Source organism: Rhizobium sp. CG4, assembly GCF_023701965.1.
Taxonomy (GTDB): Bacteria; Pseudomonadota; Alphaproteobacteria; order Rhizobiales; family Rhizobiaceae; genus Agrobacterium.
The window spans coordinates 17,474-35,151 of record NZ_JABAEG010000006.1; the positions used below are offsets into that span (position 1 = coordinate 17,474).

The window sequence follows — 17,678 nt, forward strand, 5'->3', positions numbered from 1 at the left end:
ACAAGGCGCAAACGCCTATGCCGGACGGGGCAGATCAGACGACGCTCCGTCGACGCAAGGAAGAGGCTTCGAGAAGCCTCTTCCCCCTTCGAACTCAAAAATCTTAGTTGCAGCTCAGATAGGTGGCGTCGAAGCTTTCGAGCAGCTTCTTGGTTTCGTCACGCATCGAATCGACATAGCTATCAACCTGGCTGGCATCGATGAAGGCGGTGCCGGAATCGATGAACTTGCTGGTCAGCGCATTGGTCTTGAATGGCGCGTCTGCCTTGACCGTGCAACCCGAGCGCAGCTTGTTGACAGCGTAGGAGCCGACATAAGCCTGACCATACGGGTTCTGCAGCATGGTGCCGTCGACGAAGCCGTCCTTGATGGCCTGAAGCACAACCTGGTCATGGTCGATACCAACCATCTTGATGCGCTTGTCGCCGATTTTGCGCAGGGCATTGGCGGCAACGACCGATGGTACCCAGGCAGTTGCGATAACGCCGTCCACTTCGCTGGCATGCGCTGCGAGGTAAGCGTTGATCTTTTCTTCAGCCGGTTCCGGCGCGTCAATGTCGGCAATAACCTGCACGACTTCATTGTCGGTTTCTTCTGCAGCCTTCTTCACGGCGTCGATACGCAGCTGCGTATTCGGGTCAACCAGGAAGCCGGTGAGATGCAGGATGCGTTTTTTGCCCGGCCCCAGGATGCGGGCCAGTTCCTTGGTGCCGATATAGGCCGAGTTACCAGTGTCGGTACCCAGGCAGAAGGCTGCAGATGATGGATCTTTAAAGCAGCCGCCAGCCGCGATCACTGTTGCATCATTGGATGTCAGCTCTTCTGCTGTCGAAACGGATCCAACCGGGTCGCCCGGGAAGATAACAAAGCCATTATATCCCTGGGAAAGCAGGCTTTCGAGCAACTGGTTCTGCTGGGCGAGTTCCCATTTCTGCGGCACCTTGTAGTCAGCCGACTGCAGGCCAAATTCTTTTACGGCATCAGCGCCGCCCTGTTCCCAGGCTGCGAAATAAGGGTGCGGGCCTCCCGGCACCAGTGCAACAGTCGTGTCGCTTGCCTGCGCGATACCAGCCAGGCCGACACTCATTCCCAATGCAGTCACAGCCGCAAAGCTACGCAATCCATTCAACATGAGTTTCCTCCTCATTGTGTTGACCTCCTCAACTCTGTCAGGTGTCTGATTAAGCGCCCAAAATGCGGGCTGCTCCCAACTAGCCACTTGCAAGAACGGCTTGGACACTATAATACTTGTATACAAGCTGCAAATGGAATCTTTGCGGCCACCGTTTTTCAGGATGAGGTGAGATGAAGCGCACTTTGACCGAGTTGCCGCAGGTGAATGATCAAGGCTCCTTGCAGAGCGTAACCCTGGGATCTGCGGGTCTGGAAGGGCTTGAGCTGGTTCTGGATCGTCAGCGTTCCGCCTCGGATCAGGTTCATGCTGCGTTGCGTCGCGCCATCATCGAAGTCCGCCTTGCGCCTGGCAGTCCAATCAGCGAAAACTCGATTTGTCGGCAGTTTGCCATCTCTCGCACACCTGTGCGCGCCGCTATCCAGAGATTGTCCGAGGAAGGGCTGGTGGATGTTTATCCGCAGGTCGGCAGCTTCGTGGCGCCGATCCGGTTAGCTGGTCTTCAGGACAGCCATTTTGTCCGGCGCTCGCTGGAAATTGCGCTACTGCGCGAGGTTCTGCCGTTATGGACGTCGGAAATGAGCCGCGCGATGCGTCAGTTGATCCGTGAACAAGAGCAATTTATCGCCGCAGGTGACGGTGATGGATTTTTCCGCGCCGATGAGGAGTTTCACCATCTTCTGGGCACCTTTGCCGGGCGCGAAGGGGTTTGGCAGGCCGTGCTGAGTGCCAAGGTTACGCTGACGCGTTTCCATCGCCTCTGGCAGACGGCCGAGCGTCTACCGGACGTTATCGCTGAACATCTGGCAATTGTGGACGCACTTGATCGTGGCGATGGTGCTGCCGCCGAGCAGGCGCTTGTCACGCACCTTGATATGATTTTCGTCATTTTCGGACGGATGTCCGAGCAGCAAAGAAAAAATCTGGCCGTTTAATAACGGCAAGTGGAGGGGAGTTTCAATGGAATTGAAGGGCAGGATCGCACTGGTGACCGGTGCGGGAGGTGGTATTGGCCGCGCTATCGTAAAAGCGCTGGCTGCGGCGGGAGCCCATGTGCTCGCGGTCGATCGTGATGCCGCTGCAATCGAACAATTGGGCCCGATTTGTGAGCCTGTTGTCGTTGACCTCTCGGACCCTGCTGCCATTCAGCATGCGATGAAGGATGTGCTTGAGCGCCATGCTCGCGTGGATGTTCTCGTCAACAATGCCGGCATACTTTCGCCGAACAAACTTGCGGGCACCACGCTGGAGGAATGGCACCGGTTGATGGCCATCAATCTGGATGCTGCCCTTCTGCTGACGCAGGCAACCATTCCCGCGATGAAAGAAAATGGTTGGGGACGCGTCATCAACATCTCGTCTTATGCCTGGAAATCCGGTGGTCTTACTGCGGGAACGGGTTATGCGGTGTCCAAGGCGGCACTTGTCGGCTTGACCTATTCCACGGCCCGCGAGCTGGCCTCTGCTGGCATTACCTCCAATGCCATTGCGCCAGCCTACGTCGTTTCGCCCATGATCATGGAACAATTGTCGGAAGAAGATCGCAATCGTCAGCTTGCACAGATCCCGGTTGGTCGCCTGTGTGAACCTGAAGAGGTTGCCCATGCCGTGCGGTTCCTCGCATCACCTCTGTCCGGTTTCATGACCGGCGTGGTGATCGATATGAATGGCGGTTTGCAGTTCGGCTGAGCAGGCGTGCCCGCAGCTATCGCCGGCCCTCAGTCCCGCCGTCAGGACATAATCGTGTAATTGTAGATTGGAAATACAGTGCCGGGTAACCGTCTCTCACAAACAGCGCTTGCTGCCCTGCCAACCGTTATCTCGGTTCCTGGCTATGACCGGTCGAAGGTAACACCGGGTATTGTTCATCTCGGTGTTGGCGCTTTCCACCGCGCACATCAGTCGGTCTTTGTTGATGATTGCCTTGGACGTGGTGAGACGGATTGGGGCATTGTCGCTGCTTCGATGCGCAGTGCCGACACGCGTGATGCGCTCGCACCGCAGGACAATCTCTATACCTATTGCGAACGCAACGGGCAGACCGTGACCTACCGGGTTATCGGCTCAATCCTCGAAATTCTGGTGTCACCGGAAGATCCGTCAAAACTGATCGACCGGCTTAGCGATCCTCGTGTGCGTATCGTAACCCTGACCGTGACGGAGAAAGGCTATCTCGCCAATCTGTCCGAGCGGACCTTGCTGCGCAGCCATCCGGATGTGCAGAACGATCTAGACGCTACCAAGGCACCGCGCTCGATCTATGGAGTGCTGATCGCCGCCTTCAGACGTCGCCGTGCCGAAGGTGCCGTACCACTGACACTCGTCTCCTGTGACAACCTGCCATCTAATGGCAAGGTGCTGAAAGCGCTGTTGGTGGAGTTCGCGGGTCTGACCGATTCAGATCTTGCAGATTACATAGCGCAGAATGTATCCTGCCCCTGCGTGATGGTAGACCGCATTGTGCCAGCGACCACGGATCAGGATCGTGCTGCAGTAAACCAGGCGCTCGGCGTGGACGACGCCTGGCCAGTTGTTGCAGAGCCCTATTTCCGATGGGTCATCGAGGATCATTTTCCGCATGGTCGCCCCGAGCTAGAAGCCTCAGGCGTAGAATTTGTCGACGATGTCGAACCCTACGAGCACATGAAGCTCCGGATGCTCAACGGGGCTCATACAGCGATTGCCGCCATCGGCCAAATCACCGGACTCGAAACGGTTGCCGATGTCTACGCAGATCCGCGCGTGCGCCGGTTCATCGACCGGTACTGGAGCGAAATAGACCCAACACTGCCATCGCATCTTAATGGTGCGACCTATGTCAGTGGTCTGCGTCAGCGTTTTGCCAATCCTTCGCTGCGGCACAAGGCGGTGCAGATTGCGTCCGATGCCTCGCAGAAGGTGCCGCAACGCATATTGTCGCCACTTGCTGAACTAATTGATCAAGGCAGACCGCATGGTGCGGTGCTGATGGCCGCTGCCTTGTGGATCTGCTCCTGCGCGATCAAAAACGAAAATGGTGAGCCGATCATCATCAATGATCCGGCATTCAACCAGTTGCCGGTTGTCGATCAACAGGCGCTGCCGACCGAACAGGTCGTCGAACATTTCCTGAAGTTCGATCATGTTTTCTCAGCTGAGTGGAGAAACAGATCCGGCTTCACCGAGGCGCTGGCTGCTGCGTGCCACGCCATTAAGACACACGGTGCGCTTCGCGCCATTGATGATATTGCCTAAGGGAGGAATACATGCAGGAAACTTGGCGCTGGTACGGCCCGAATGATCCGATCACGCTCGAACATGTCCGCCAAACCGGTGCTACCGGCGTGGTGACGGCGCTTCACGAGATTCCCGATGGTACATCCTGGCCACTTGAAGAAATCATCAAACGCAAGGAGATGATCGAAGCGGCCGGTCTTGAGTGGAGCGTTTGCGAATCCATTCCGATGGAGCAATGCGTAAAACGCGGTGACGCAGATGCGCCCAAGGCGATCGCCCGCTGGAAAGAAACCCTAGCCAATCTCGGTCGTGCCGGTATCCCCACCGTTTGCTACAACTTCATGCCTGTGGTTGACTGGACACGTACCGACCTTCGCTGGCGCACCGAACGTGGCACTGGACTGGCCCTGCGTTTCGAGATGACTGATTTCGTTGCCTATGACGTATTCATCCTCAAGCGTCCCAATGCTGCTGAAAGCTATGATGCCAACGTCGTTGCACGTGCCGAACAGCGGGCAAAAGCGATGAGTGACGACGAAAAACTGCTGCTGGAGCGCAATATCATCGCCGGCCTGCCGGGCGGTGCACTTGTGCAGACGCGGCAATCCATCAATACGCTCTTGGAATCCTTCGGCGGTATCAATGCCGTTACAATGCAGAGCAACCTGCTGGCCTTCCTAAAAGAAGTGGTGCCTGTTGCAGAGGAACATGGTGTTTATCTCGGCATTCACCCGGATGACCCGCCATTCTCGCTTTTCGGTCTGCCGCGTGTTGTATCGATGCCGCAAGATGTTCGCAGCATCCTGTCTGCCGTCGACAGCCCTTACAACGGTATCACACTGTGCACCGGGTCTTACGGTTCACGTCCTGATAATGACCTGGTTGCCATGGCGACGGAATTTGCACCGCGTATCAACTTTGCGCATCTGCGCAATGTTACCGTCGAGGCGGATGGTTCGTTCTTTGAAGACGACCATCTGGATGGTGGTACCGACATGGTGGGTGTTGTCGAGGCGTTGTTGCGTGAGGAACGCCGTCGCGCGGCAGCCGGTGATACCCGCCGCGCAATTCCACTGCGCCCAGACCACGGGCATCTGCTCGGTGACGATATCGATAAGAAGACCAACCCCGGTTACTCCTATATCGGCCGCGTTAAGGGCCTGGGTGAGCTTCGTGGCGCGATCCGCGCAATTGAGCGCCAACTCGACAAAGAGGGGGCGGCGGCATGATCGGGCGGCCACTTGGAAACACAGGCCTTGAACTCAGTACATTTTCGTTCGGAGCCGCCGGTATCGGCAACCTCTACCGCGAAGTATCGCGTGAAGATACCATGGCCACGCTGGAAACGGCGTGGGAGGCTGGTATTCGTTATTTCGATACGGCCCCGCATTACGGACACGGCCTTTCGGAGCGTCGGCTGGGCGACTTTTTACGCGACAAACCCAAGGGGTCCTATGTCCTGTCGAGCAAGGTCGGCCGGTTGCTGAAGCCCGTCGCAGAGGAGGACATTCCCGATCACGGGTTTGTCCGTCCTTTGCCGTTCGCGGTGGTCCATGACTATACCTATGACGGTATCATGCGGTCCTATCAGGACAGCCTTGCCCGTCTCGGGTTGAATGGCATTGATATTCTTTACATCCACGATCTCGAAGCGACCACGCTCGGTGCGGATTATGATCGCCATTTTGCAGATTTTGTCGAAGGTGGTGCACGGGCGCTTGAGGAACTCAAGGCAAGCGGCGCAATCAAGGCCATTGGCCTTGGCGTGAACGAGGTGCCAGCCTGCCTCAACCTTCTTGCGCGGGTGCCGCTGGATGTCATCTTGCTTGCTGGTCGTTACACGCTGCTTGACCGTTCTGCAGAAGCCGAGTTGCTGGCGCGTTGCGAGGAAACCGGGACGCGTCTTGTGATCGGTGGCGTTTTCAACTCTGGCATTCTTGCGACCGGTGCCCGGCCGGGCGCTACCTTCAATTACGTCGAGGCATCGCCCGATGTGATGGAAAAAGTGCAGGCTATGGAAGTGGTTGCGCAGTCGGCCGGTACGACGCTTGCTGCCGCCGCCTTGCATTTTCCGCTGCGCAATTCGCTGGTGGTGAGCGTACTGATTGGCACGGCAAAACCTTCCAGCCTTCTGCGTAATGTTGAACTTTTCGACCAGACCATCGCAGAGACGGCTTGGGCGCAATTTGAAGAGCATGCGATCGCTACGGAGGGGTAAATGGCAACAGACCTGATCGATACACATCAGCATCTTATCCTGCGTGGCGATCTCGGTTACGCATGGACTGAAGAGGTCCCGGCCATTGCGTCCGGCACTTTTGACCAGAATGTCTACGCTGAGCAAGCTGCAGGCTGCAACATCACCGCCACCATCTTCATGGAAAGTGGCGTGGATGACGTTGATTACCAGAGCGAGGCGCGGCTGGTGTCAAGACTGGTCGGATCGGGTTATCCCAAAATGCTGGGTGTGATCGCCAGTTGCCGTCCTGAAACCGATGATGGTTTTGATGCCTGGCTGGAAGAATGCGGTGACCTCAACGTGGTGGGTTTCCGTCGTATTCTTCAGGTCATGCGGGATGATCTCAGCCGCAGCGAAACCTATCGGCGCAATCTTCGCAAGATTGGCAAGGCCGGGTATCCCGTCGATCTCTGTTTCGATGGACGGCAGCTATCGATCGCCTACGATCTGGTTCGTGCTGATCCCGATACCGTGTTCATCCTCGACCATTGCGGCAGGCCGGATATTGCTAGCGGTGACTTCGCAGCCTGGCGTCAGGAGATGATCAAGCTTTCTGAATTGCCGAACTTCTGGGTGAAGCTTTCCGGTTTGCCGACATATTGCCATCCGTCCGGTTCGAAGATCGATGATGTCAAACCTTACAGCGACACTGTCCTCGAACTGTTTGGCCCGAGCCGTATGGTGTGGGGTGGTGATTGGCCGGTCATTGATGTCGGTGGCGGTTTGGCCAACTGGGTCAACATCACAACAGAACTGTTGTCAGGCCTGTCGGCCGACGAGCGGCAATTGATCGGCACGCTCAACGCGAAACAAGTTTATTTGGGCAAGCGCTGATCAATAACGACATCTGATGCCGCGTCCCAGAGGCTTTGGACTGTCGTAACATGGGGTGCGCGAGCAACGGCTTGCGTGCCCCATTGCCTATAGCGTCAACAGAAACCGTTGAGCTTGAGGATCTTGTGTGCGTCGATGGCTGCACGCAGATCGTCTTCCGAGTTGCGGTTACCCTGATTGGCATCGGGATGATGCATTTTCAGTTTTTGTTTGTAGCGAAGCCTGATTTCTTCAGGTGTCGCATCCTCTGACAGTCCAAGCGTTTCGAAAGCCTTTGCTTCCAGCACCTTCAACTTGCGCTGCTTAAGTTGAACTTTTTCACGCTGACGCTGTTCCGCATCCTTGCGGGCATTGATGGTTTTGGCAGAGCCGGAACGGGCGGATGACGGCAGCGGAGCTTCCGACGGTTTGTTGACGGGTGTGCCATAGGTGCGGCGACGGCCTGTCGCTGCTTCCTTCTGGTACCGCGCGACGACGGGGTCGGACAGTTCAACTGCGAAGTTATATCCGCTGTTATATTCCTTGGTGTGCTTCGGACAGAACAACAGGTAGAGTCCTTCGCCGTCCCTGCCAACGGGGGCACGGTGCGCGCCTTCGTTTTCGCAGCCGTCCCATTGGCACTTCGGGCCAAGCGGCTTGCTTGATGCAGCCTTGGTTTTTTTGGTTGACCTTAAGCCGACGAAAATTTTTGAATCAGATGTCATGAGCGCCTTATAAGTTGACTGGGATCAACTGATCAAGAAAACAGCGCGTGACATCCATCTATTTTGTTAAAATCATGTGAACCGTTGCAAATTGTCCCATGCACCATGTGCCGATCTGGAATATCCGCTCATAGAACAGCAACAAATGTAAAAAGCCCGGCGCGGCGGCCGGGCTTCGAACTGGTATTTAGTGGTGATGCTCAGGCATGTCCTTGAGCTGATCTTTTGTCCATGCCGTCACGGCGTGAATGTCACCGTCCTCGTCGCGCATGAAATCCAGATCGCTGAGCGGAACCGCAACAGGTTTTGCACCGATGCCGAGGAAGCCGCCGACGTCGATGATGGCCTTACCGCCTGCGCCTACACCGTGAATGTGGTCGACCTTGCCAACCTTGTGATCGTCAGCACCGTAGACTGTCGCGCCTTCCAAAACTGCTGGCGTGAGTTCAGTGGTCGTGAGACGAACGTGATTAGTGTGATCCATGGTCGTTTTCTCCTCTTGTTTGGAGTTAGAAAAACGTCCATGCGGGCCATCGGTTCCAAAAGTTTTCGCGTAGCCGCAGACACTAAAGGTTACGATAACCGTTATAATGTCTGTTGCACGGTCACCGTTTGATGGAAAAATTAACCGGAACTGTCGGTCTGTTTCAGGCAAATCCTGCGGATAAAAAACGTGCGACGGAGACGACAGCGTGTCGTCTCCATCCTTGTACACTCGGCTCTCATCATCAACGCTCACGGCAAAACTGCTGTCAAAAAAGTATCGGTTTAATTTTCGCCATGATGTAGATGCCTTGAATTTCAGGGGTTATGGTCTTGTTAATGATGAAATTTGCAAATTGGAGGTTTGCAGATTTTGCCGCAGACATTGTGCGCTCGGTGGGAGGAAACGCTGTGCAACCCGATCTGGAACTGGTCCATATCCGCAAAGGCGAAAGCTTCGCCGCGTGGAGACACGGCTATCCGTTTCGCACGGTTCGCTGGCACTATCACCCTGAATATGAAATTCATCTGGTTGTTGCGACCTCAGGTCGTTTTTACATCGGTGACCACATTGGTCGCTTTGAACCTGGTCAGTTGATCATGACCGGCCCCAATCTGCCTCAAAACTGGATTTCCGATATCGAGCCTGACGAAATCGTGCCTGCCCGCTCGCTGGTTCTTCAGTTCCCGCAGAAATTTGTCGACGACAGTGTTGCCGGCATGGCGGAGATGGAAGCCATTGCACCGCTTCTAGAGCGCAGCCATCGCGGCCTGCTGTTCGACAACGTCACGAGTGACAAGGTGCGCCCTTTGATCGAGAAATTGATCGAGACACGCGGCATCATGCGGTTGGCACTGTTTTGGGAAATCCTTGATGTCCTGGCAAATGCGCCCGAACCGGAAGTGCTGGCCAGTCTGAGCTATGAACTGGACCTGTCGAATATCAATGAAAGCGGCATTAACAGGGCCATCGCGCACCTGCGTGAACATCTGACCGACGATATTGATGAGCGCGATCTCGCTGACATGGTTGGGCACACCGCCAGTTCCTTTTCACGGGCTTTCAAACGCCATACCGGAACAACGCTAGTTCGTTACAAGAACCAGCTGCGTGTCGATTTGGCCTGTCTGACACTGTTGACGCGTCCCGAAGTCAAGATTGCCCAAATCTGCTACGAGATCGGCTTTTCCAATATTTCGAATTTCAACCGGCATTTCCAGAACCTGAAGGGAATGTCGCCTTCGCAATTCCGCGCGACCTTTAAAGCCAACGGAGCATTTAAAGCCGCCGGATAAGCGCCACGATCCATATCCCGTACCGGGACAATAGAATTCGGAAAGCATGGTGCTTTCCGGAAACGGCCGGGCTTTGCCTGCCGTTCAAAGGGAGGAAAAACTGACATGAAAAGAGCTTTGACCGCATTGTCGATCGCCACCGTCGCGTTGACCGCAGTGCCTACCTTGGCACAGGAAGCCAAGTTGAAGATCGGCATGACATTTCAGGAAATGAACAACCCTTATTTCGTCTCGATGAAGGAAGCGCTGGACGAGGCAGCGAAGTCCCTCGGTGCGCAGGTTATCGTAACAGATGCCGCCCATGATGTTGCCAAGCAGATTTCCGACGTTGAAGACATGTTGCAGCAGAAAATCGATATTCTGCTTCTCAACCCGACAGACTCGGCCGGCGTGGAGGCCGCCGTCAACGCAGCCAAGGCACAGAATGTGGTTGTTGTTGCTGTTGATGCCAATGCCAACGGCCCGGTTGATACATTCGTTGGTTCCAAGAACAAGGATGCCGGTTACCAGTCGTGCCAGGCTCTCGGAAAGGCGCTGAACGGCGAAGGCGAAGTCGCAATTCTCGACGGCATTCCGGTTATTCCCATCCTGCAGCGCGTGGAAGGTTGCAAGGAAGCGCTTGCGGAATTCAAGGACATCAAGCTGGTTGATACGCAGAACGGTCGTCAGGATCGCTCGATTGCACTCGGCGTTGTCGAAAACATGTTGCAGGCACGTCCAAACCTCAAGGGTATCTTCTCGGTCAATGACGGTGGTGCCATGGGCGCTCTTGCCGCCATCCAGGGCTCGGGCCGCGACGTGAAGCTGACCTCGGTTGATGGTGCACCGGAAGCCGTCAAGGCGATTGCCGAAGGTACGCCATTCATCCAGACCACCGCACAGTTTCCACGTGACCAGATCCGCGTAGGCCTTGCCATGGCGCTGGCGCAGAAGTGGGGCGCGCGCGTGGTGCCGAAGGAAGTGCCAATCGACGTCCGTCCAGTCACCAAAGAAAACGCTGCCGACTTCAGTTGGTAAGCGCCTCCCGAGCGCCCTCGCCGGAAACGGTGGGGGCGACTTTTCCAATCAAACACGGGAGGAACAGATGCTACAGCTGAATGGCATCAAAAAAAGCTTTGGCAGGATCGAGGTTCTGCATGGGGTGGATCTCACCGTGCAGGCGGGTGAGGTTCACGCGCTGCTGGGGGAAAACGGTGCTGGCAAATCGACACTGATGAAAATCCTGTGCGGGATTGTGAAACCCAGCGAAGGCGAAATTCGCATCAATGGCGAGGTTCGCCATTTCAGTGACTATAATGAAGCGATCGATGCCGGTATCGGTGTGGTGTTTCAGGAGTTTTCGCTCGTTCCTTATTTGAATGCGGTCGAAAACATGTTTCTGGCACGCGAACTCAGCAACGGGCTTGGTTTCATGAAACGATCGGCGATGCGCAAACGCGCCGCCGAAATCATGAAACAACTCGGTATCTCCATTCCATTGAATGTGCCAATCCGCAATCTGTCGGTCGCCGAACAGCAGTTTGTAGAGATTGCCAAGGCATTGGCACTCGACGCCCGTATTCTTGTGCTCGACGAACCAACAGCGACGCTGACGCCGGCCGAGGTCGAACATTTGTTTCACGTCATGCGCAGCCTTCGAAAACAGGGTGTCGCGATCATCTTCATTTCGCACCATCTCGAAGAGATTTTCGAGATTTGCGACCGCATCACCGTATTGCGGGACGGTGAATTTGTCGCCTCCTGTGCTGTCAGCGACGTCAATCAGGCACGGTTGGTCGAAATGATGGTTGGGCGTCGGATCGAAAACAGCTTCCCGCCAAAACCTGTCATTCCTGCCGATGCCAAGACTGTTCTTGAGGTAGAGGAAGTCAAGCTCACCAGAAGCGGACCGGTTTCCAGTTTTCAGCTTAAGGCAGGAGAAATCCTTGGTTTTGCTGGTCTGGTGGGTTCAGGTCGTACCGAAACAGTTCTGGCGATGCTTGGTGCCTATCGTGCCGCACGCTGCAAGCTGTTGATCAACGGTGTCGAGATACGGTTTGCCGACCCGTCCCAGGCGCTGGAGGCCGGTATCGGTCTGCTTCCGGAAAGTCGCAAGGAGCAGGGGCTGATCACCAGTTTCCCGATCATGCACAATGTCTCGCTGAACAATTACGGCAAATACCTGTTCGGCCACTTCTTCATCAACCGCTCGCGTGAACTTGCCGATACCCGCGCCGCCATGCAGCGGGTGCGAGTAAAGGCCTCAAGCCCGCATGCGCGCGTCGATACACTGTCTGGTGGCAACCAGCAGAAAGTGGTGATTGCCCGCTGGATCAACCACAACATGAAGGTGTTGATTTTTGACGAGCCGACCCGCGGAATTGATGTTGGCGCCAAGACCGAAATTTACCAGCTCATGCGCGAATTCACCGCCCGTGGCTATTCCATCATCATGATCTCGTCGGAACTGCCTGAAGTGATCGGTATGTCCGACCGGGTCTGTGTTTTCCGCTCAGGCGGGATTGTCGCAACGCTGGAAGGCGATGCGATCACCTCTGAGCAGATCATGACCCATGCAACAACCGGGAGGACACAACATGTCGCATGACGCGGACGCTCTTACAGGCGCGCAGGCGGAGGCCTCTGCCACCCCGATCTGGAAGACCATCATACAGTCGCCTCTGGCCTTGCCACTGGCTGGCTTGATCGTTGTTTCGATCCTGATGGGTTTTGCCTCGGATAACTTCTTTTCCGTCTCCAACATTCTCAATGTCTTGAGACAGGTATCGATTGTCGCCATTCTGGCGGTTGGCATGACATTCGTCATCTTAACAGGCGGTATCGACCTGTCGGTCGGGGCACTGATGGCGCTTGCCGGCACGATGGCGGCGGGGCTGATGGTACATTTCGGCATGCCAGGCTGGGCCGGACTGTTGTCCGGCGTCGCTATTGCCATCGGGCTTGGTCTTTTCAATGGAATTCTGGTGGCATGGGGCCGCATGCCGGCCATCATCGTCACACTTGCCACCATGGGTATCGCCCGTGGAGCTGGGCTTATCTATTCCGGCGGTTACCCGATCTCGGGCCTGCCATCCTGGATTTCGTGGTTCGGCGTCGGTCGTGTTGGTATTATTCCGGTTCCCGTCATCGCCATGGTCATCATCTACGCATTGGCGTGGTTGCTGCTGGAGCGAACTGCATTCGGTCGCCATGTCTATGCCATTGGTGGCAATGAAACGGCAGCACGTCTGTCGGGCGTCAAGATTGGTCGCATAAAGATTGCCGTTTACTCGATTTCCGGCCTGACGGCGGGACTTGCAGCCATCATTCTGACTGGACGCCTGATGTCGGGCCAGCCCAATGCCGGCGTTGGTTTCGAGCTCGATGCCATTGCGGCGGTGGTGCTCGGCGGCACTGCAATTGCCGGTGGCCGGGGTTTCATCCTCGGTACGCTGATTGGTGCCGTCCTGCTCGGCATCCTCAACAACGGCCTCAATCTGATGGGTATCAACCCCTATCTGCAGGACATCATCCGCGGCTTCATCATCCTGCTTGCTATCTACATCGCCCGCGAATGGCGCTGACGAAATCTCAACAGCTTTCATAACGTTAGGAGAATAATATGGCTCAATCACTGGAAGGCAAAATCGCGGTTATAACAGGCGCCGCTTCCGGCATCGGTCTGGCAACGACTGAGAAGCTTCTGGCCATTGGCTGCACGGTCGTCATGGTCGACTGGAACGAAAAAGCGCTCAACGACCTGGTCGCCAAGCTTGGTAAAAATGCCATTCCTCAGGTCACCAACTTGCTGGATGCCGACAGTTGCGCTGCGATGGTTCCCGAAATTCTCGAGAAGGTCGATCATATCGACATTCTCTATTGCAATGCCGGAACCTATATCGGTGGCGACCTGACAGAGACCTCGGCTGACGAAATCGACCGCATGCTCAACCTCAATGTCAATGCCGTGATGAAGAATGTGCATGCAGTTGTACCGCATATGAGTGCGCGCAAAACCGGCGACATCATTGTCACCAGCTCGATTGCCGGTCATTTCCCGACCTATTGGGAACCGGTCTATTCCGGTTCGAAATGGGCTGTGACCTGCTTCGTTCAGACCATGCGCCGCCAGCTCATTCCACATGGTATTCGTGTGGCCCAGGTTTCCCCCGGGCCCGTCCTCTCGGCCCTGCTCGCTGACTGGCCGGAAGAAAACCTGCGCAAGGCCAAGGAATCCGGCAGCATCATTGAGGCGAGCGAAGTTGCAGATGCTGTGGAATACATTCTTACCCGCAACCGCAATGTAACGATCCGCGATATGTTGGTCTTGCCGACCAACTTTGACCGGGTTTGAGTCTGGTCGGACTAGTTTGCTGAGCCGTGCTTTGAACAGCACGGCCGGCTGTGTCACTCCGGCGAGGGATAGGATCGTATGAGCAGTTACTTTATCGGTGTCGATGTTGGCACAGGTTCGGCACGCGCTGGCGTGTTTGATGCGGTTGGCACGCTGTTGGCCTCCGCCAAACATGACATCCTTATCTTTCGCAATGATCATGGGCATGTCGAGCAATCGAGCGCCCAGATTTGGGATGCGGTGTGTACGACTGTTCGTGATGCCGTCACATCGGCGGCGATCGATTCCTCGGCCGTGGCCGGGATCGGATTTGATGCCACCTGCTCGCTGGTGGTGCAGGGCGCGTCCAACGGAGTGGGCGATCCCACGCATCCTGAACGCGATATCATCGTATGGATGGATCACCGCGCACTGGAACAGGCACGACGGATCAATGCCACAGGACATAAGGTTCTGTCCTATGTCGGCGGAGTTATCTCTCCGGAAATGCAGACGCCGAAACTGCTTTGGCTAAAGGAACATCTGCCAGAGGTGTATTCCAGTGCCGAGCACTTCTTTGACCTGACGGATTTTCTGACCTGGAAATCGACCGGTGCATTGGAGCGATCTTCCTGCACCGTGACCTGCAAATGGACCTATCTGGCGCATGAGGACAGGTGGGACGAGACCTATTTCCGCACGATTGGGCTGGGCGATCTTCCTGAGGACGGTTTTCGCCGGATTGGGCAAAGTGTCGCGCACCCGGGAACTCCATTGGGCGATGGCCTGAACCAGGAAGCGGCTGATGCCATGGGACTGCGCGCTGGCATTGCTGTCGGGGCAGGATTAATTGACGCCCATGCCGGTGGCGTGGGGACGGTAGCGGCGAAGGGTGGCTTGCAGGATGCATCATCCTGCCTTGGTTACGTGTTTGGCACATCGTCCTGCACGATGACAACGACTGCCGCGCCGACATTTGTGCCGGGTGTCTGGGGCCCATATTTTTCCGCCATGGTTCCTGGCATGTGGCTGAATGAAGGTGGACAGTCGGCCGCCGGTGCGGCCATCGACCAGTTGTTGAGCCTGCATCCCTATGCGGGCAAGGCGTCGCAGGAGGCAAAACAGGATGGTACCAGCTTGGCGCCGTGGCTTGCGGCGCGGGTACTGGCTGGCGTTGACAGACCGTCAGACGCGGTAGAACTTGCCGGGCAGTTGCAGGTGGTGCCAGAGTTCCTCGGCAATCGCGCACCTTTTGCCGATCCTTATGCACGCGCCGTTGTGATGGGGCTTGGCATGGAAAGCGGTGCGGATAATCTTGCTGCACTTTACGTCGCCGGGCTTTGCGGGCTTGGTTATGGACTGCGCCAGATTATCGAGACGCAGGCCGAAAACGGCGTCTCCGTTTCCACGATCTCTGTTTCTGGCGGGGCGGGAACACATCCGCTAACCCGGCAGATTCTCGCTGACGCAACGGGAATTCCCGTTGAGGTCACGGCCTGCTCTGAGCCGGTTTTGCTGGGCGCAGCCATGTTGGCGGCTGTTGCCGCCAAACTGTACCCCGATTTGCAGGCCGCAATGCCTGCCATGTCCACTGTGGCCGGGCGTAGTGAGCCGGTACCGGATGCGGCGCGGGCGCTGCACGAGGCACGTTACCAGGCATTTCTGAGAATACAGACACTCGCCCGTGAGGTGCGAAAAGACATTGAGCCATTGTTGCCCGCAGCCTCTGGCTAAGTGGCCGGGCACATATATCAGGGAGGAACCAGTATGCAGTTTTCAGGGACATCGGTCATCATCACAGGCGCAGGCAAAGGCATCGGTCGGGCTTGCGCCCGTGTCATGGCCGAACGAGGTGCCGAAGTCATCGCCGTTAGCCGGACAACGTCGGATCTCGACAGCCTGCGTGACGAGATTGGTGGTCGTTCGATCACCGTTGATCTGGCTGACCCGGTTGCAACGCGCAAGGCTATGGCGGAAGCCGGCACTGCCGACTTCCTGATCAACAGTGCCGGTATCAATGTTCTCGAGACAAGCTTTGACATGACCGAAGCGGGTTATGAGGCGGTGATGGGCATCAATTTGAGGGCGGCCCTGATCACCAGTCAGGAGTTTGGCCGTGCCCGCCGTGCCGTTGGCGGTGGCGGTGCGATTGTCAACATAACCTCGATTGCCGGACATCGGGGTTTTAACGAACACTTGTGTTACGCAGCGTCCAAAGCAGGTCTTGAGGGTGCAACACGGGTGCTTGCCAAGGAGTTCGGCCCTTATGGCATAAGGGTCAATTCCGTTGCGCCAACCATCACATTGACGGAACTTGCGATGGAAGCCTGGAGCGATCCGGAAAAATCCGCACCGATGATGGTACGTCATCCGATTGGCCGTTTTGCCGAGGCCGATGACGTTGCCCGCACCATCGCCACGCTACTTTCACCCGATACGGCCATGGTCAATGGTGCCGTTATCAATGTTGATGGCGGTTTTCTGGCCGTCTAAATTGTCTGTCACAGAAAAAGAGGCACGGCAGTAACTGGGTTTTCCCAGTCACTGCCGTGGTTTAAACGTTTCAGCGCGTGATAAAGTCCGTCGAGACTGAGATGGCACGCCATTCCGCGAGGATGGCAGCGTCTTTTCTGTGTTTGTCCTCGATTGCCGAGACCGTATCACTACCAAGTGGCAGACGGACTGGCGGATGAGGTGCGTCCGCAAAGTCAATGAGCACTTGCGCAAGCTTGTTTGGGTCACCCGGTTGATTGTGGCTGAGGCTGGTTGCCAGCGTTCTTACCTTTCCTGCCGTTGCTTCATAATCTGCGATGATGTGGCTGCTCGAAGTCAGCGACGAGGCATCGAGAAAGTCTGTGCGGAAATAGCCCGGCTCAACGACAGTGACGTGAATGCCCAAAGGTGCAAGCTCGTCATGCAATGCCTCACTCAGGCCCTCGACGGCAAATTTGGTCGATGAATAAACGCCAAATCCTGCTGCGCCACGATATCCTCCTATGGATGAAATGTTGAGGATCCGCCCGGAACGAACCTGGCGCATGAAAGGCAATATCGCGCGAGTGACGTTCAGCAGACCAAAGACATTGGTTTTGTAAACAGCCTCGATTTCGGCTGGCGATGCTTCTTCCACCGCGCCCATCAGGCCAAAACCTGCATTGTTGAGAAGCACATCAATGCGGCCGAACCGTTCAATTGCAGTTTTGGCGGCGGCAGTTGCCTGCTCCTGGCTTGTTACGTCCAGTGTAACTGGCAGCAGATTGGGATGTTCTCCAAAACGTTCAGTGATCGCTTTGGAGTTACGGGCTGTCGCAACGACTGCGTCTCCCTTTGCCAAGGCCTGTGCCGTGATAAGAGCGCCGAATCCGCGGGACGCGCCTGTAATGAACCAGATTTTCATGGTGATGTTCCTTTTGTGATGGTGAGGATGACTTGTTATCTGTCGTTCGCAGTACAGCTGCATCA

Annotated in this window: 17 protein-coding genes; 13 read left to right on the forward strand and 4 right to left on the reverse strand. The window is 56.0% G+C overall.

Going from position 1 to position 17,678, the window contains the following annotated elements:
- Positions 1–103: 103 nt before the first annotated feature.
- On the reverse strand, positions 104–1,132 hold the full coding sequence (locus tag HGO37_RS17100; protein ID WP_250984374.1) for a sugar ABC transporter substrate-binding protein: 1,029 nt from the start codon (positions 1,130–1,132) through the stop codon (positions 104–106).
- 173 nt (positions 1,133–1,305) lie between these two features.
- On the opposite strand from HGO37_RS17100, the gene HGO37_RS17105 reads away from it, so the two are divergent.
- The 6 genes from HGO37_RS17105 to HGO37_RS17130 all read left to right on the forward strand — a co-directional run bounded on the left by HGO37_RS17105 (position 1,306) and on the right by HGO37_RS17130 (position 7,421).
- Positions 1,306–2,067: a GntR family transcriptional regulator gene (locus HGO37_RS17105; protein WP_250984375.1), complete on the forward strand. Its 762-nt coding sequence runs from the start codon at positions 1,306–1,308 to the stop codon at positions 2,065–2,067.
- A gap of 25 nt (positions 2,068–2,092) precedes the next feature.
- Positions 2,093–2,821, forward strand: coding sequence for an SDR family NAD(P)-dependent oxidoreductase (locus tag HGO37_RS17110; RefSeq protein ID WP_250984376.1), 729 nt, complete (start codon positions 2,093–2,095; stop codon positions 2,819–2,821).
- 78 nt (positions 2,822–2,899) lie between these two features.
- Positions 2,900–4,366 (forward strand): mannitol dehydrogenase family protein, encoded by a 1,467-nt coding sequence (locus tag HGO37_RS17115; protein WP_250984377.1) that lies wholly within the window; start codon positions 2,900–2,902, stop codon positions 4,364–4,366.
- Positions 4,367–4,377: 11 nt separating this feature from the next.
- A complete protein-coding gene (gene uxuA / locus HGO37_RS17120; protein ID WP_250984378.1) occupies positions 4,378–5,577 on the forward strand; it encodes a mannonate dehydratase in 1,200 nt (399 codons plus the stop codon).
- A complete protein-coding gene (locus HGO37_RS17125; protein ID WP_250984379.1) occupies positions 5,574–6,566 on the forward strand; it encodes an aldo/keto reductase in 993 nt (330 codons plus the stop codon). Before uxuA ends, HGO37_RS17125 begins: the two co-directional genes overlap by 4 nt.
- Positions 6,567–7,421: an amidohydrolase family protein gene (locus HGO37_RS17130; protein ID WP_250984380.1), complete on the forward strand. Its 855-nt coding sequence runs from the start codon at positions 6,567–6,569 to the stop codon at positions 7,419–7,421. It abuts the gene before it with no gap.
- Positions 7,422–7,516: 95 nt separating this feature from the next.
- Here HGO37_RS17130 and HGO37_RS17135 read toward each other — a convergent pair whose 3' ends face one another.
- Positions 7,517–8,125: a J domain-containing protein gene (locus HGO37_RS17135; RefSeq protein ID WP_250984381.1), complete on the reverse strand. Its 609-nt coding sequence runs from the start codon at positions 8,123–8,125 to the stop codon at positions 7,517–7,519.
- A 187-nt stretch (positions 8,126–8,312) separates the two neighbouring features.
- Complete coding sequence (locus HGO37_RS17140) at positions 8,313–8,609, reverse strand: PRC-barrel domain-containing protein (protein ID WP_192489871.1); 297 nt, start codon at positions 8,607–8,609, stop codon at positions 8,313–8,315.
- A 410-nt stretch (positions 8,610–9,019) separates the two neighbouring features.
- Between HGO37_RS17140 and HGO37_RS17145 the strand changes: the two genes are divergently transcribed.
- From HGO37_RS17145 to HGO37_RS17175, 7 genes are all read left to right on the forward strand, one after another.
- Positions 9,020–9,904, forward strand: coding sequence for an AraC family transcriptional regulator (locus HGO37_RS17145; RefSeq protein WP_192489869.1), 885 nt, complete (start codon positions 9,020–9,022; stop codon positions 9,902–9,904).
- Between the two features lie 105 nt (positions 9,905–10,009).
- Positions 10,010–10,921 (forward strand): ABC transporter substrate-binding protein, encoded by a 912-nt coding sequence (locus HGO37_RS17150; RefSeq protein ID WP_250984382.1) that lies wholly within the window; start codon positions 10,010–10,012, stop codon positions 10,919–10,921.
- Between the two features lie 67 nt (positions 10,922–10,988).
- Complete coding sequence (locus tag HGO37_RS17155; RefSeq protein ID WP_250984383.1) at positions 10,989–12,491, forward strand: sugar ABC transporter ATP-binding protein; 1,503 nt, start codon at positions 10,989–10,991, stop codon at positions 12,489–12,491.
- The gene (locus HGO37_RS17160) at positions 12,481–13,467 is read left to right on the forward strand and encodes an ABC transporter permease (RefSeq protein ID WP_192489866.1); all 987 of its coding nucleotides are present in this window, start codon (positions 12,481–12,483) and stop codon (positions 13,465–13,467) included. Before HGO37_RS17155 ends, HGO37_RS17160 begins: the two co-directional genes overlap by 11 nt.
- Before the next feature lie 38 nt (positions 13,468–13,505).
- On the forward strand, positions 13,506–14,237 hold the full coding sequence (locus HGO37_RS17165; RefSeq protein WP_250984384.1) for an SDR family oxidoreductase: 732 nt from the start codon (positions 13,506–13,508) through the stop codon (positions 14,235–14,237).
- 78 nt (positions 14,238–14,315) lie between these two features.
- On the forward strand, positions 14,316–15,950 hold the full coding sequence (locus HGO37_RS17170; protein ID WP_250984385.1) for an FGGY-family carbohydrate kinase: 1,635 nt from the start codon (positions 14,316–14,318) through the stop codon (positions 15,948–15,950).
- Between the two features lie 33 nt (positions 15,951–15,983).
- The gene (locus tag HGO37_RS17175; RefSeq protein ID WP_250984386.1) at positions 15,984–16,709 is read left to right on the forward strand and encodes an SDR family oxidoreductase; all 726 of its coding nucleotides are present in this window, start codon (positions 15,984–15,986) and stop codon (positions 16,707–16,709) included.
- A 70-nt stretch (positions 16,710–16,779) separates the two neighbouring features.
- Here the strand turns inward: HGO37_RS17175 and HGO37_RS17180 are convergent, their stop codons facing one another.
- Entirely contained in the window at positions 16,780–17,613 is an 834-nt protein-coding gene (locus HGO37_RS17180) for an oxidoreductase (RefSeq protein WP_250984387.1), read from the reverse strand.
- Positions 17,614–17,678: the final 65 nt, after the last annotated feature.